We start from the raw sequence: 16004 nt of genomic DNA on the forward strand, positions 1-16004 counted from the left end.
CGTCGCCTCGAGATTTGGGGCCGACGCCGCGGCTCGCGGCAACCTGGTACCTTTGCGGGGCCGTTGATCTGGTACCCGCGCCAGAATAGTCGTAAGCTGACGGCTACGAGGGGGCCAGGTGATCAACGAAAAGCTGTGTCGATTCTACAGTCCGGATTGGCTGAGCGAGTTGCTAGTTGACACGCTTGCTGGCCTGCTGCCCGAGCACATCGTCGATCTTGGAAGTGGGCCGGGATCGCTAAGCGACGCAGCCGGGGCGCGGTGGCCGACAGCGCGCATAACCACCGTCGATGTCGATCCCGAAGTAGCCGCGTTACGATCGAATTATCTTGAACGTTTTAGTCATGTTCTCCGCGACGTACTGGCCGACGGACTGGCGCCCGCGGTTGGCGTCGAACCCGGCTCGACCGATTTGGCAATATCGAATCCTCCCTACACTCGCACGCCGCGCAATCCGTCGATCGACCACATTATGGATCGCGCGGGTTTAAGAGATGCAGTCCCGGGGTGGACGTCGGTGCCAGTAGACCTCGCGTTTCTCGCGCAGGCCCTTCTCCTCGTTCGTCCCGGGGGGACGGTGGCGTTCGTAGTTCCCGATACGCTCATCTCGAGTGAGGCTATGGGGCCGGCCCGACGGCTTCTCATCGAAAATCATCGAATACAAACAGTGATCCAGCTACCCCGACGCACATTCGGGCGCACCGACGCACTCGCCTTTATCGTGGTGATCAAGAAGGGCGAGCGGGGCGAAACGATCAAGCTTCTAGCGGTTGACGATTCCGGTAAAGCCCAAACACGTATTGAGATCAGGGCGAGTGATGGTGTCCATCGGCTTGACTGTCTCTTTCACGCCAAAGGCGCGCCGGGGTTGGAGCGCAAGACCCTAGCTGACCTGGGTGTCGTAGTCATTCGCGGGCGCTCTGATTCGCGCAAGGTCGCGTCGGCCAACGGAGGCATCTTCCATACCGGTGATTTCCCTAGCTGTCCTGGCGGGCGCATTTCGCTGGGGGCAAGGGCAAACACCCCAAGTACCCCGGTCGGTGTAGTTGCCGAGGCGGGGGACATTCTAATCGCACGGGTCGATAGGCGCCTCGAGCACAAAGTCGCACTCGTCGAAGACGGCGCCGCCGAGATCTCCGACTGTGTCCTACGCCTTCGGGCTCCCTCTCCGGATCGAGAGCGCGTGTTAGCTGGTTTGGTCTCTGAAGAAGGCAGACGGCAGATCGTCGCAACATCGCGTGGTACAGGGCCGAAGCATATCTCCTACAAGGCGATCCTATCGATCCAAGTGTAATAGTGCCCAGGGGCGCACCGCGAGGACAGTCGCAAACCCCCTCGAACCTACGCTCATGACGTAGATGCAGTGAGGTCGGCTTCGGGAGCTGAACGCTCAAAACCCGAATGTCAGTTAGCGGCCCAGAAGCCGTCGGTCCGCTACGCGCCCCAATTCGGTCGTTCAACGACTAGTTGCTGATACCCGAAAACCGACATTCGTTCAGCCGCGTTGGAATGACCGCCTTAGGGCGGGAAAGCCCGCAATTGACAAGGGCGGGCAACCGTTTCAGCTTTCGATTCATGTCACTTGTCCGTCGACTCGGAGTAATCGCTGCGATCCTAGCCGGCATTGTTGTTGTCCTGTTATTGGTGTTTACGATCACCGGATGGACGTTCCTTCTACGCCAGAAGTCGATCAAAACCGGCGACCAACGGATGCTTGTTTGCGAATATTTCATGGCGCATCAACTGATCAACGTGACCAATCAGGCGTCGGATGCCAAATGTCCGGTCGTGACGAAAATCGAGCGATAGCGATCACGGGTGGGAAGTCGGGGGCCGAGCTTGAGACGATGATGCCGTCAGTTTAGGCGTTCGCTTCTCTGACCCGGCCAGGGGGAAATTGGCCGGACGATTAGCGGAAAAGGGAGACGATTGATGCTTCGCACTTTTCTCGCATTCCTGTTGGCGGCAACTGCATCTCCGGCCGATTGGGTTCAAGAAGAGGGCGCGCTGCCGCCCTTGAGCCCCGCGCCGCCCGGCGCATCGTCGCCGCAACAACCGTGGCGATCATTTCAGCCACACCGGTGGGAAGTCGTGCTCTCCAACGCCGATGACCAGGTTTATGTCGAATGCAACAAAGAGGTCCTGACGCCGGCTGCAAACTTCAGTCAGTCGGTCCGGATCGATCTGACGCCGTGTCTGCGACCCCATTTTCGAAACGACATCTATATCCGGCTCCGCAACGAGGGCGGTGCCGTTACGTGGGGCTGGCAGTTTCTCGATAATGGACAGCCCGCTCTTACGATGAGCGGCAAGCCAGCGAAAGGCGGATGCGGGGTTGTCGGCAAGACGGGGTGCAATAACAATTCGCCGTATCCGAAAGGGATCGTGCAATCCGCCCATTATTGGTTTGACTATTGAAAACGCTGAGCGAGCCTTCGTCTCCGTAGCGACGGTGCTCGGTCTAGAGCTACTTTCGGACATAGACCTCATTCTGGGTCGAGCAAAAGCGCAACATCCACTCTGGCTACAATTCGACGCGATTACGCCTTGCATCGCGTCGCACTGTTCGACACCATTTAACACCACAACTGAGCGGGTAGAAGACAACGACAAGACGGGGAGTGAGAGCATGCGGCAACGGTTTGTGTCTGCGGTGTCCTGCCTCGCCTTATTGTCAGTCCCGACCCCTAGCCTTGCCGACGATACAAAGACCGTCGGGATCGCCGCAGGGATCGGCGTCACCGCTGCATCAGGCAAGAATAGCGTGTCTGATGGCGGCGGCGCGGTCGAGGCGGGCGTACTCAACGTCCAGGGCGTACTCGTAGCCGGCGCCGAGATCCGTCGGCTGGCGCTGCAATTGGTTGGAACGCGACAGGTGCTGGTGGTCGGGCATAGCGACACCATAGATTTCGCCGCTGCGCGCTATTTCGCGTGGCGGCTGAAGGCGCTCGAGGCTTATACCGCCGAGCAATGCACCGATAAGCCGGGCAAGGTAGCGACCAAAGGCAAATCGACCCCGGCACCGTCGCCCGACCCCGGCGAGCGGACCTTTTCGCTCATACTCAACACACCAGAGGGCCGCGCCGTCCTGTCACCATCGGATGCCGTGGCAGCGATCGCCACTGACATCGACGTCAAAGGCATTCCGCTGAGCGTTGACGACCGAATGCTGGTCAATTCGATCTTGATGGGAACCGCGTCGGCACCGCGCTGGTACCAGCCCGGCGAGCTCAACATGAAGGAGATCGAGCGCAAGGCGGACAATGCGTCTGGCGGGTCTGATCAATTCATCGCGCCGGGCGATCTGGGGGACATCGCCACGGATGGCGTCCTCACCAACCGGTTCCTGGCGCGGTTCGACGCTCTGTCCGATTGGGCGGGAAAGAATACCGAATGCAAGTCGCTCAAGGACAAGGTTGCCGCGATCAAGGCCTTCGTCGCCGCAGGGCTCGCGGCCGACAAGGGACCCGCACCGATCATGGCCGCTGCCGAGTTGAACACGATCCTGACCGGCAATCCAGACGTCCTGCGCGTCGCGATCGAGCAGGACGGTGGATTGGCGGTTACCCGATCAAACATCTGGTATTCCCTTGGATATCCCGGCGCGGTGAAAGTTAGCGCCGGACTGATCGTCAGTTTCCGACTGACTGATCCGCGCCTCGCGGCACCGATCCTGACGGGTGTCATTCGTTGCGTCGTCAAGTCGACCAGCCTACGCGACGTGAAGCATCTCATCGAAACGACAACTCCCCTGCCCGACCAAAAGGTCGAGGCTGCAGCCGATACACAGGCATTGGTCGGTGCGCTCGCGGGCAAGGCAGACACGCCGGCACCGATGTCGCGACTGACCAAGGAACAACTTGCGCGTCAGCTGGTCAGTTGCAGCGTCGCGGCGACCTCACCGCCGACGTGAACGGCGAACACCATAACGCATGGCAATCTCGGAGATGGCTGATGAATGCGCAGCGTATAGCACGGCTCGCAACGTTCAGATAGTCGGTCGCGAGCAGCATTCGCTTCGGTCTGCGTGGAACGACTGCTTCTGAGTCGGAAGCTTCCGTGCGCGCGTGTCGCGTCCGTAACGCGCCTCAACTGTTGCCATTCGGGCCGCTCCGCCGCGAGCGCGTAAGCGGTCGTTCGTTTAGCTTGCCAGCTGAGCCTGATTGACGGCATCGTCGGACGCGATCGTGAGGGGCAAGCAATTTGAAGTATCTGCCAACTGCTTTCGGACAGCTTTCGTTTGCTTGGAAGCTCTACAATTACGGACTTGAGGGAAAGATTGATCCGGCCGAGCTCGACACTGATGTAACCTGGGAAGACGGCGAGATGCTCTTCGTTGCCCCGAGAGCGCTGGGAGGCCCGGAGGACCTTCTGATCGCGCTAGAGAATAACCTCACCATCGCGTTCGGCGCAGCCGCCATCACCCTGAACCGGGCTAGAGAGGAGAGCGGCGTCGTGTTGCCCGATCCGATCTTGAGCGAAGCAGAACAGTGCGTGGCGCTCATCTACCAGATTCGCAACGCCTTCGCGCACGACATCGCGGAGCCCGTATGGCAGATCAATCCACGATACCGCCGCCATTACGATTTTGGCGGGCAGCATTTCGACCTGACTGATCTGCACGGCGATCCTTTCAGATATGAGCACTTGGGCGGCCCAGATAGTTTCTATCGAATAAAGGACTTTTTCGAGCTTGCCGTCGTGCCCCGTTGATCTCCAACTATATCTAAACGCTCGACATCAACTCGCCGAGCGTATCGACGAATGCCTCGGTCTCCTGGCCAGACAACCCGCGCGCGAACTGCAGCGACGCGGCCTCGATCTGAGGCCGGAGCAGTGAGTTGCGGCTGAGCCGGATGAAGTGGCGGCCGAGCACGCGGGTGCGTTCGAGCTGGTCAGGCTCTAGCATCGAGCGCGCCATCGCCAGTTCGAGCAGCAGCGTTCGGCCGTCGTCGTCCTGCGCCAGCGTATCGACGTCTAGCGCGGCATACGCCTCCTCGATGGCAGCGAGGTGCTCGGTCCATCCGTTGCTCCCGGCAATGCGGGCGAAGGCGAGGAGCACGTGCGGGTCGCGGTGTGGGCCGTGCGTCGCCTCCGGTGCGAACGCGGTCGCCGCGACTTCCCGGGCGGCGCCCGCAAGGTCAGCGGGGAACGGGGCGTCGCCGCCGACCATGCGGAGGAACGGCCAGGCTGAGCCCTCCCGGTCCGCGATTTTCTCCAGCTCGAGCAAAGACGCGGCGAGGGCGGTGAGGCCCGCTCCGAAAAGCCCACCCAATCCCGTCCCGATCTCCTCCATCCGGGACGACCAGTCCGCCGCGAACAAGCTGCCCAGCGCGTCCGCGTGGCGCAGCCCTCCCTCGGCGACCTCGACGCGCAGCCGCGCGGGCTCGGACGACGCATCGTGCAACAGGTCGCGGATCGCCGCGGCCGCGTCCTCCCGCGTGGCGTCGTCGGCGGCGAGGGCGAGCAGCGCAGGCAGCGCGGCGTAAGCTTTCAGTCTCGCCGTGCCGACGTGCGCCGGATCGGCCCGGTCGTGCGCGAAGCGCGACTGCGGCTCCAGCAGCAGGCGCGGCGAGACGAAACGGTTCTGGCGGAGTAGCTCGATCAGCGGATCGAGGCGCACGTTGCCGGCGACGACGATCTCGGTTACCGCGTTGGCGTGCCCCCAGACCGTGAGCAGCTGCTCATCCACGGTAAGCGTCCGCCACTCCAGCATCCGGGGGCCCTCGCGCGCCACGAGCCGAGCGAGCGCCGTATAGAGCCGCCAGATCACGTCGGTTTCAGGCGACAGCGCCCGCCCGCGCCAAGCGGCGATGCGGTCGGCCAGGCCGCTACCCCGGTCGGGACGGGCGAGTATCAGGGCCGCCATCCAGAGCTGAGTCCACGGCGGGGCTGTGTCGATCTGTGCCTCGTCGACCAGCGCCGACAGCTGCGCGGCATCGAGGTCCGCGACCGCCGCGCTGATTGAAGGCGGTGGAGCGATCGGCAATCCGCCGAACCGCCGCAGCGCGACCACAAGGCCGCGCTGAGTGACCAGTCGATGGGCGGCCTGGTCAAGATCGCCCTCGAAGCGGAGTAGGCGCGAGACCCGGAGCATCCCGTCCGGCGCCAAGTCCGCCATCTGGAATGGGGTGCGCTTGCGGAGCTTCTCCTCGAGGTCGAGATACCACTTGGCCATTCCGGCGTGCTCGAGCCCGAGCACGTGGCCGCCGCGCTCCTCCGCTGGCAGCTCGGCGAGCCCCGCCGCGAGCCCGGCCGCGTCGTCCTCCGAGAGGTCGAGCGCATCCGCGCGCTCGACGACCGCAGCGCTGCGGATCGCTGCGTCCTCGCTCGCGATCTCCCACGGCCACGCGTCCAGCCTCAGCGTGGTGCCACCGATCGCGACGGTCAGCGCGCGCCCGCCCTCATCGTCGACGAGCAACACCTCGCCGGTCTCGCCGGTCATCGTCTCGACGGTCAGGCGGTCGGTCGTCGTGGCGCCCGCCATCGCGCGCCAGAACGACATCTCGTCGAAGTCGTAAGGCTCCACGCCCATCATGCCGTGCTCGGGGAGGTCGAACTTACGGCGGATGCGCACGCGCGACATCAGTGGAACGCGAATGTCGTCGGGCATAGCGTTGATCGCCTTGCCGGCCAGCGTCCGCCAGAGCTCGACGTTCCTGGTGTCGGCCTCATCCCCGTCGTCGACGAGGAAGCCCTCGATCATCTCGTCCATCGGCGCGCGGAACTCGGGCCTCACCTTCAGTGCGGGCCGGACGACCTCCTCGACCAGCCAGCGGAGGAACTGCCCCTGGCGCGGGTCGTCGACCCGACCGGGCCTGACCTGCAGGGCGACCAGTACCAGCCCGCCTAGGTGGGTGCCAATCAGGTGGTCGGACCGGGGGTCGCCCGCCGCGAGCACCGGAAGCGGGAACAGTCCGGTCTCCAGCCGATCGACGATCCAGCGCGACGCCGCCTGCGCGTCGGCGACCGTCCAGCCCGCGTCATTCCAGATCGCCGCCAGGGCCTGCGCGATCGCATGGCCGTGGTCGAGAAGGAACGGGACCTCGCCGCGGATCTCCTGCGTGGCCGCCGCCGGATCGGGCCACTGCAGGCGCCTCCGGCTCCTCAGGAATTCGCCCATCGAGCGCCGCAGCACCGCGAGGTCGGCGGTCTCGGTCAACTCCCCGTCGCGCACCGCGGGTCGGACGAGGGTTACGATCTCCTCGCCATCGAGGGGCATGAACATCCAACGCGCCGCGCGCAGCCGCTGGCGCAACGCTCGCTCCCGCTCCGGAGTAAGCCGCCCGTGGCGGACGAGCGCGGCCAGCACCTCGACAGTCGTTGCCACCCGGAAGTTGGCGCTGTGGACGGCGCTGGCGAAACGGTCGTCGATCCACAGGATCGACCTCCCGTCGCGCATCGCGTCTAGCAGCTGCATGAAGCTCCGCTGGACGGGATCGTGGCCGGGCGCCTCGACGACCGGAACGGACCGGTAGGTCCCATCGTCGAGCCCCGCGGCAAGCCGCCCTCTCAGCTGAAGCAGCGAGGCGGCCAGCCGCTCGCGCACGTCGGCGTCCGCGACTTCGCCCTGCAGCCGCGCCCGGTCGTCCGCGGAGGTCGCGACTCGGTAACGGCGGCGGACTGGCCCAAGCGCTCCGGCCTCGCCGAGCGTGACGAGCATCACCGAGTCGAGGTTGACGAGGCTACCGGCGGGCGGGACCGCACCCGCGGGCGCCGGATCGAGGGTGGTGCCGAGTGCCTCGCGGATCGCGTCGCGCTCCCCGGCAGGCGTGGTGGCCACCGCCTGCTCGATTAGCCTGGACAGGTTGAGCGTCGCCGCCGGCTCGCCGAAGCCCTCCCACATCACGGTGAAGCCGTGGAGCTGCGGTTCCTGCGCTATCGAGATGTCGCCGGAGTCCAGCAGCGCGAGGGCCGCGCGAGCCGCCGCCACGCGTGAGGGCTGGGCGAGCTCTACATCGGTCCGCATCGCGAGCAGCGCGTTCATCGTGTCGGGAGCGATCAGGATCGGCGCGAAGGCGCGCTCGGCGGCGTCCAACAGGTCGAGGCCGTGCGCGGTGAGCAGCGCGGTGACGTCGGCGAGCAGGGTGACGTCCTCCCGGGCCGCCGGCCACCCCGACTCGTCGTAGCGCCGGCCGTAGCGGGTCGACAGGATCGAGGACCGCACATCGGGCGACGGCGGCTCGATGAGCGGGAGCAGGTAAGCGAACGGTAGCGCCGCGTGCCGGACCCCGGCGAGCAGATGGACTGGAAGATGGCCGTTCGCGTATTTCTCGAAGACCTCCTCGATCTGGGCGTTGCGCTCGGCGACCCACTCGAGCACCTGGTCGATGGTCAGCGTGCGGACCCCGGCGGCGCCGTCGGCCCCGAGCCTGCTCATCCGGCTGACCAGCGCCCGCTGCTCGGCGTCCAGCCTAAGCCTGCTCGCCAGCGAAAAGGTGGCCGAGACCAGCTCGTCGGGCGCAGCCGCCGCGATCTGCCGCGTGATCCGGGCGGCCGCGTCGGGATTGGTTGAGGCGACCGCGTTGGCGAGGAGGACGTGGCTCGTGGTCGGAACGGCCAGCTTGTCGGCATGCTGCTCGTACATTGCCAGCGCGGCGGGTTCGGCGCCGGTCGCGAGGTGGAACTCGATCGACCGCCAAATGTCGCGGGGCTGTCCCGTCGTCTGTGCGAGCAGGAGGCTCGTGGAGCGCGCCGCGACGAGCTCGCCAGACCCCGCCTGGCACTCGGTGCGAAGGCGCTCCAGATCCGCGGGGAGGCGACCGCCCGGGAAAGCCTCAACGTTCCCGAGTGCCGCGAGGACCTCGCTCCACCGGCCGTTGCGGTAGAGCGCGTGCGCCGCGACCGCGATGGCCTCTCCGGTCGCGATCCGCTCGATCAGGAAGACCGCCGCTTTTACTGCCGTCCGATGCCAGCCGCCGTCGAGCAGCAGCTGGGCGCAGGCGAGGATCACGCGTGGGTCCCGGCTGCTGTCGAGTTCGCGCTCGAGCAGCGCGCCGATCGCCTTCAGGCGCTTCTTCTTGTTGCGGATGCCGAGGGCAAGGCGGAGCCGCAGCCACGGATGCTCAGGAGCCGCGCTGCTGTCTGCCCTCTTCCTAGCCTCCAGATCCAATACAGACGACCAGTATTCGTAGAGGCCGGCATGGCCCGCCGCGACAAGCGCTTCCCGCGCGCCGTCGATCAGCCGACGCGCGAGGACGTGCTCGCGCCGGTGGTTGGCCAGCGCGACGCGGATCAGCAGTGTCTCGAAGTCGTCCGGATCTTCGGCGATCCTGGCATCGCAGCGCCGCGCGGCCTCCGTCTCGTCGAACGGGAAGCCGCGCGCGACGCACCAACCGATCATGGGGAGCGGCAGGCCGCCGCCTGCCTCCAGCTCCGCGATGCGACCAACCAGCTCCTCGCGACGCCACGGCATACACGCGAGGGTCCCGAGCCGCCACATCAGCACCGACGCGTGCTCTTCGAGGGACGGGTTTTCGGCGAGCTCGCCGAAGAGGCATTCCGCGGCCTCGAGGTCGCGGCGGGCCTCGTCCGACACCTTCACCAGCGGCATGTCGACGGGCTGTGGCCACTCGCCGAGCGACACCTCCGCGGCGTCCGACAGGGCGGCGTGAAAACGGCTGACGGCTAGCGCCTGGCGGCAGGCGCGCGCGTCAGCATCGCGCATGACCGCACGCTCTGCCAGCGCGACCGCGCCTGCGCGATTGCCCGCCGCGAGCGTGGCGATGGCGGCGATGCGGAGCGTCTCCGCGCTGGCGTCCTCGGCTGCGGCGAACGGCGTGACTTCGTCTAACGCGTCGCCCGGCGCGCCGAGCCGCAGCTGCGCGATCGCCCGGATCTCGGCGAACTCGGCATTCCCTGTCGCATCGATCGCGGCCAGCGCCGCCTCAGGGCCGATCGTCTCCAGCAGCAGGATGTGCCGCTGCCGCTCGGAGGTTCCGTCCAACGCATCTGCCTCGTCGAGGAGCGCGCGGGCGCGATCGGCGTCGCGCCTGATCAGGAGTCCCGCGAGCATCCGCTTCTGCCCTGCCAGAACCTCTGGCGCCGTCGCGCCAGCCACAGGGCTGCAGAGCATCGCCTCGAGTTCGCCGATGACGGCTGCAGCCTCGCCCCGCCGCGAGCGGCGGCGAAGCTCGACCAGCTCGGCCGTCTCGGCCTGATTCAGCCGCCCGACGTAGCCGCCAACGGTCAGCGCGCCCTGATCGCCGCGCTGCAGGTCGCGCACGAGACCTGTAAGGGGGCCGACCGGCTCGCCGATCAGTTTTGAGTACCAGTCTTGGCCGAGGTACGCGCGGACCACGGCCGGTGCGGCGGGCAGATGGTCGTAGATCTTGTTCGCGTCCCAGACCTGAAGCTCCACCCCAAGCCTGGCGAACTCCGCCGTCAGCGCGATGATCTCGTCCGCCGCCGCGCGCGACTTGATCGCGCATCCAACGAAGAGGATGAACCGCCGGACGTCGCGCTCGCGCCAATGCGTGTCCCAGTTGTCGGTGAAGTCTTTGGCCGCCTCGCGGAGCTTGGCCGGGCCGAACGTCCGATATGCCTTGCTCTGACCGACCTCGAGCCATGGCGCCGGCTCGGCGCGGTGGAAGGCGATGTGGTCGGCGCCGAACTGCGGTTGCCCGTCCGGCCCGTAGAGCTGCGATCCGTAGATGTCGGGCTGCGCGTCGTGGAGGGCGCGGACGAGGTGTTCGAAAGGCCGCGAGCCCAGCGTGTGGAACTCGTGCTCGTCGCTGGCGCTTCGTGAAACCCTGGGGATGTTTGAACTAACGGACATTAACTTGAGAACTGCACCCGTTCGCTTGGAGCAGACGCACCACGCGCCACGCTCCGATATAGTAGTCCTTCCGCCCTAATGTCGAAATGGCCGAGCCGCTGAAAATTAGTGGGCAGGACGCCATGGTGCACGGCGTCGGTTCGCCGCCCGTCGCAGCTAATTTTTCTGGGCGCGTTCTTGGCCCCTATCCTTATCGCGACGGCCTTACCGATCCAAACATAGGGCCGCACCACACTTTGATTCTGTTTCAGCGATTTTCGCGCCGCTGAAAGACTGATTCGGGTCTTCTCGTTTTATCCGCAACGTTGAGCGAGGGACCGCTTTGCGGCCCACAAGAGCCAACAACCGCCAGTCAGCAACCGGCCCAGTTGCGGTCGTTCCAAACTGAATCGGCCACGCGGCAGTCATTGGGTCGCTTGCTGCTCGTCCGCTTGTGCGCGAATGAGGCTAACAGCGGACGTCTGTCCGGCTGATCTTCGGCAACTCCCCAGCGGGCATTGTCAGACGAATGTGGCAGGCAATCCGTAGCGCTGCTAGCGGGTGCCGATGCCCCGCAATCGAGAGCCAAGCCGTACAGCCCGTTTCGATGCTTTAACTCGTCGCCCGAGATTATCCGGCTGGTCGTGCTGATGTATGTGCGCTTCCCTCTATCGCTCAGAAACGTCGAGGACTTGCTGTTCGAGCGTGGCATCGACCTGAGCCACGAGACCATCCGCTTCTGGTGGAATCTGGGCCGATGTTTGCAAGCGAGGTGCGCCAACGCCGTGTAAGCTACATGCGCGGCTTCCGGCACTGGCGTTGGCACCTTGATGAGGTGTTCGTGAAGATCAACGGCGAGACCCACTATCTGTGGCGCGCTGTCGATCACGAGGGCGAGACCCTGGAAAGCTACGTCACCAGAACACGGGACAAGACCGCAGATCTAGTCTTTATGAAGAAGGCGCTGAAACGCCACGGCACGCCCGAGCGAGTCAACGACGGATGGCCTGAAGTCGTATCGGGCCGCCATGAAGCAGTTGGGCAATAGCGAGCGCCAGGATATCGGCAGGCACGCCAACAACAGGGTCGAAAACAGTCACCTGCCTTTTCGACGACGAGAGCGGGCGATGCTGCGCTTTCAGGCAGATGAAGACGCTGCAGAAGTTCGCCTCGGTCCACGCCAACGTCCACAACCACTTCAATCTCGAACGCCATCTCGTTGATCGCCAGACCTACAAGGAACGCCGCTCGGCCGCACTGGCCGAGTGGCAAATGGTCGCGAGCTCGGCGGCTGCGCTTAAAGCCCGAGCCGCACCGTGGAGAGACGAGTTCGCATTAGACTGACAGCACCCGCTGGATGCATCTCGGGCGCATCTTAAAAGCAGACGCTCGCTGGGCTTTGCGGCTGCCAGATTTGCCTTCTTAATTCGAATTGCTTGCTCGCTTTGCGAATGTTCTCCTGATGCGCTAGCGCCACGACTTGGAGGATAACTCAGAATTATGCGAAGGGACGACCGCTCGGCTCTGCCGCCAGCTCCCCCGATCGCCTCGCTGGAGTGGCTCGCGCTGCTCTCTGACATTCGTCAGCGCTTTGCCGATCGCTTCGGCTACAAGCCGGATAATCTATCCTATTGGAATCCAAAGCCACTGCTGGGCGCCGAAGTCGAGCGAAGGATCACACCCCCTCGAGTGCCAGGCTCTCTGACCGAATACACCTACACCTCGGACCTAGATCTGCACGCGGACATCCCGCGCATTCTGGGCGAGCCTCCGGGCCGTTCGTGCCTGTTCACGCCCTCGGGCACCACCTCGATCGCAAATGTCGTCGCGTATCTCAGGAATGCCGGTGTCGGTACGATCGCAGCGGTCCAGCCTCACTATTTCGCCTTCAGCGAGTTCGCCCGCTTCTGTGGCGTCGGCATCGCTTCGTTCGACGTCGAGCGCGGCGCCGATGGTTACCACCTGCCATCCGCGCCGCAAGTAATTGCGAGCGGCGCGGGTGCGGCTTGGATCAGCAACCCCGTCTATGGAACCAGCGTCTATTATGACGAAGACGAGCTGCGCGAGTGGCTGGCGGCGGTGACGGACAGCGGTATCATTGTCGTCGTCGACGAGAGCCTGGCATATGCGGACCGCGCAGTCACTGCCGTTGCCACCGACGCCAGTCTCCTGATCGGCATCTACGTGCCGCACAAAGCGCTGTCGCTGAACGGCTTCCGCTTCTCGGCCGTGACTTTCCCCGAACAACTGCATGCCTCGCTCGAACAATGGTCAGACCTGTTTTCGGGCGGCCTATCGGCGGGCAACCTCGATGCGATCCGGCACTTCTCCAACCCGACATTTGGGCGCGATATGGCGATAGCGCGCGCGATCCAGGGAGAGCTGGGCGGCCGGATGGAAATGGTCGTTAGCGAGTTTTCGTTCGTCGAACATGATCGCGCGGCCGATGGCCATTTTCGCCAGCTTTATTTTCCGGCACTCGATGCGAGTTGGCAGTACAATCGGGATTTTCTGGAACGGCTGATCTTCGCGACCGGCGCCAGCTTCATCCCTTCGGCGCGCTTCAGTCATCCGGCCTCAAGCAATTTCTGCTTCCGCATCAACCTCTTCCGCCTCGACGATGCTGGCGTTGGGGCGCTGCACCGGCTGATGCGAGAAACCGGCGCGATCATCCTTGAGCAGGGGAAATAGCAATCGACATAAGATTTGGCGCGCCATATTCGAGCAAGCGCCGGACGTTCTGATCCCCGAGGAGGGACAGCCGTTTCACTGCTATATCAAGCCTGAGCATCGCCTCGCGGTCCATATCGGTGATCACTCTCAGATCGGCGGTCGCGCGTTCGACCGCGGCGGCAACGGACGTGAGATCCAGAGCCGGGCTAGCCGGCAGGTCAGGTGCTGAAGGCAGGGCCAGCACACCGGGCGCAGGCAAGGCGGCCGAAGCCGCCGCGACAACAGCGTCCTTCTTGACCCAGCCCTTGATCGTCGTCCCGGCGGATTTCGTCCGCGTCCAGAGTTTCGTTGCCTGTTCCCAAGTCGAGTCGACTAGCGCGAGTCCGAGTTTGAGGGACACGAGAGCGCCGGCGCTGATCTGCCAAACTTCGACCCATGAGCCTTCGGATGCCCTTACCAGCCGCATCTCGGAGCGTGCCCCGCCCGCGTTCGAAAATAATTCAGCCGGGATCGCCTCCGGCAGCCCTATGGTCGGCCGCTCTGTCATTGTCAGCGTGAGCGTAGCGGTTTCGTCTGGCGAATAGGAAATGTCGGCGAGGACGTCGGCCAGGCGGTTTTGCGATAGGCGGCCCAGACGCCAAGCGATGTTCCCAGCCGATGGTACGAGACCGCCGAAGCCGTGGCGCGACTGCTCAACGGCCTGCATTGCCGCAGCGACGGCCGCATTAATCTCCCAGGCCGCGAGAAACGGCAGTTCATCTCGCGCGGCCAAGTCTTCGAGCACGAAGCACACGAAAAGCAGCTCGTCCCATTCAAGCCGCGGCTCCGCGGCGACATCGCGCGCGAGATGATGCGCGAATGTCCGAAGCGCCAGATAAGGTGCCGCAAGGTGAAAGTTCAGTTCAAGGAGACATACGCCAAGCGCCCATCGGCGCGCGCGATAGGTGTCGACGAGAACCGATAGAAGGTCGACATCCTCCGGGCGCTCCTGCTCCTCTCCCAGATAAATTAGGTCGAAGTCGCCAAGATCAGCGAGAGTGAGGCCAAAGGTGTAGCCGAGGGTCTCCGCGTTAATAGCGCAGTTTTGAAATCTGCATTCACGGAAGATCAGAAACAGGATCGTCGCATCGCCGAAGGTGACCCGGTTGAACTGGCTTTGGTCGTAGCGGTTAAGAGTGGTGCTCGACCCTGCAAACGAAATGTCGTCGAACTGGCACTTTCGAAACTGGCACTCGCGCACCGCTGTACGGCGCATATCGCAGCCTTCAAAGGTGCAGGTATCAAACTCGGTACCGACGCAGTTGATGCCCGAGAGGGCGCACCCTTCGAAGCAAACGCGCGTCATGAAGCACGACCTGAACTCGTCCGGCTCGAAATTACAGCGTATGAATTTGCAGTCGACGAATCGAGTGCCGGCGAAGTCTGATCGCGCGAAGCTGACGTTCGTGAACTTGCAATTTCGCAGCACGGCGCCGGTCCAGAGCGAATGCTCAAGAGCCACGTTCGCGATATCGGCGTCCTGGATCAGTTTGTAAGTGAAATCACCACGAAGCGTTCCCTCGCTCGGCAGACCCGTCAACCGTGCGACTGGCAGCTGCATCCGATCTTCCGGCTCGACCATAATTCTGAGTTATCATGGCGGTTCACGGTACGCTGTTGCGCGATGGCAGCTCCGCCTACGCGGCTTCCTTTAGGCGAGACAGCAGCTTAGCATTCTCAAGTGCGCGCTGAAGGCCAGCATCGCTAACGTGCGCGTAAATGGCGGTTGTCGAAATGCTCTCATGCCCAAGGAGGCGCTGAAGGAACCGCAGGTCCACGCCGTCTTCAAGCAATAACGTCGCGCAGGTGTGGCGCAGCATATGGGGCGTGATCTTGCAGACAATCCCGGCGTTGGTCGCGAACGCTCGGAGCGCGCGGCGCACCCAATCGGTGGACCATGGCAATTCTCCGTTGGCGAACAGCAAGAGGCCCGCGCGGCGCGCGGCTAGTCTAGCGACGAGGCTTCTCAGATCTTTATCGACCAAGAATACGAACCGCTCGCGCTGACCCTTGCCATGGACGCGGAGCGCGCCGTTATCTCCGTGGAAGTCGTCGCTACGGAGCGCCACCAGTTCCCCGACCCGCACGCCCGTGCAGATCAGCACCAGGATTGCGACAGCAAGGGGCGGAATGGCGAACGCGCTGCGATGACCGCGGCACACACGCCAAGCCGCCGACGCTAGTGCGCGCGTGTCCGTCCGCGAAATTGCCCGTGGCAAGGACCGGGCGCGGGGCAGCTGCAACTCAAGTTCCACAAAAGGCGACTTCTCGATAAGCTTTTCACGCGCCAGATCGCGATAGAAGCCTCGCAAGCATGCGACGCGACGTCGCACTGTCCGCGCCGCGGCCCCCGATCTGGTAAGGTGGCCAACATAGGCGAGAATGCCATCGCCATTCGCGCAATTAATGGCCTGTGTAGTCGCGAACGTGCGATAGTTTCGGAGATCAGACGAGTAGGCGAGAAGGGTGTGTTCCGAAGGGTTACGTGCGATGCGCAGTCGTTCGATATAGGCCTTCGTCATCTCGCCAGTCACAA

The 16004-nt window shown here is 64.1% G+C and carries 10 protein-coding genes and 1 pseudogene; 8 read left to right on the plus strand and 3 right to left on the minus strand.

Annotated elements, in window-relative coordinates:
• The first annotated feature begins 118 nt into the window (after positions 1–118).
• The 5 genes from VH326_RS03340 (at position 119) to VH326_RS03360 (ending at position 4713) form a co-directional block, all read left to right on the plus strand.
• On the plus strand, positions 119–1294 hold the full coding sequence (locus tag VH326_RS03340; protein WP_329630377.1) for an N-6 DNA methylase: 1176 nt from the start codon (positions 119–121) through the stop codon (positions 1292–1294).
• A gap of 281 nt (positions 1295–1575) precedes the next feature.
• Positions 1576–1809, plus strand: coding sequence for a hypothetical protein (locus VH326_RS03345; RefSeq protein WP_329630378.1), 234 nt, complete (start codon positions 1576–1578; stop codon positions 1807–1809).
• Positions 1810–1932: 123 nt separating this feature from the next.
• Positions 1933–2418, plus strand: a complete 486-nt coding sequence (locus tag VH326_RS03350; protein WP_329630379.1) for a hypothetical protein — start codon at positions 1933–1935, stop codon at positions 2416–2418.
• A 211-nt stretch (positions 2419–2629) separates the two neighbouring features.
• Positions 2630–3913 carry a hypothetical protein gene (locus tag VH326_RS03355; protein WP_329630380.1) on the plus strand — a complete coding sequence of 428 codons (1284 nt, stop codon included), beginning with the start codon at positions 2630–2632 and terminating at the stop codon, positions 3911–3913.
• A gap of 290 nt (positions 3914–4203) precedes the next feature.
• Entirely contained in the window at positions 4204–4713 is a 510-nt protein-coding gene (locus VH326_RS03360) for a hypothetical protein (RefSeq protein WP_329630381.1), read from the plus strand.
• Positions 4714–4726: 13 nt separating this feature from the next.
• Here the strand turns inward: VH326_RS03360 and VH326_RS03365 are convergent, their stop codons facing one another.
• Positions 4727–10777 (minus strand): hypothetical protein, encoded by a 6051-nt coding sequence (locus VH326_RS03365; protein ID WP_329630382.1) that lies wholly within the window; start codon positions 10775–10777, stop codon positions 4727–4729.
• A gap of 86 nt (positions 10778–10863) precedes the next feature.
• Here VH326_RS03365 and VH326_RS03370 point away from each other — a divergent pair, with 86 nt between their 5' ends.
• The 3 genes and pseudogenes from VH326_RS03370 to VH326_RS03390 all read left to right on the plus strand — a co-directional run bounded on the left by VH326_RS03370 (position 10864) and on the right by VH326_RS03390 (position 13447).
• Positions 10864–11046: a hypothetical protein gene (locus tag VH326_RS03370; protein WP_329630383.1), complete on the plus strand. Its 183-nt coding sequence runs from the start codon at positions 10864–10866 to the stop codon at positions 11044–11046.
• Positions 11047–11307: 261 nt separating this feature from the next.
• Positions 11308–12040, plus strand: a pseudogene (locus VH326_RS16065) (IS6 family transposase); the annotation flags it as partial.
• Positions 12041–12256: 216 nt separating this feature from the next.
• Entirely contained in the window at positions 12257–13447 is a 1191-nt protein-coding gene (locus tag VH326_RS03390; protein WP_329630386.1) for a hypothetical protein, read from the plus strand.
• Here VH326_RS03390 and VH326_RS03395 read toward each other — a convergent pair.
• Together VH326_RS03395 and VH326_RS03400 are read right to left on the minus strand one after the other, a co-directional pair.
• A complete protein-coding gene (locus tag VH326_RS03395) occupies positions 13425–15029 on the minus strand; it encodes a pentapeptide repeat-containing protein (RefSeq protein ID WP_329630387.1) in 1605 nt (534 codons plus the stop codon). The two genes, VH326_RS03390 and VH326_RS03395, sit on opposite strands and share 23 nt — an antisense overlap.
• Positions 15030–15105: 76 nt before the next feature.
• On the minus strand, positions 15106–15990 hold the full coding sequence (locus VH326_RS03400; RefSeq protein ID WP_329630388.1) for a tyrosine-type recombinase/integrase: 885 nt from the start codon (positions 15988–15990) through the stop codon (positions 15106–15108).
• Between the last annotated feature and the right edge of the window lie 14 nt (positions 15991–16004).

It is taken from the genome of Sphingomonas sp. (assembly GCF_036269755.1).
GTDB lineage: Bacteria > Pseudomonadota > Alphaproteobacteria > Sphingomonadales > Sphingomonadaceae > Sphingomonas.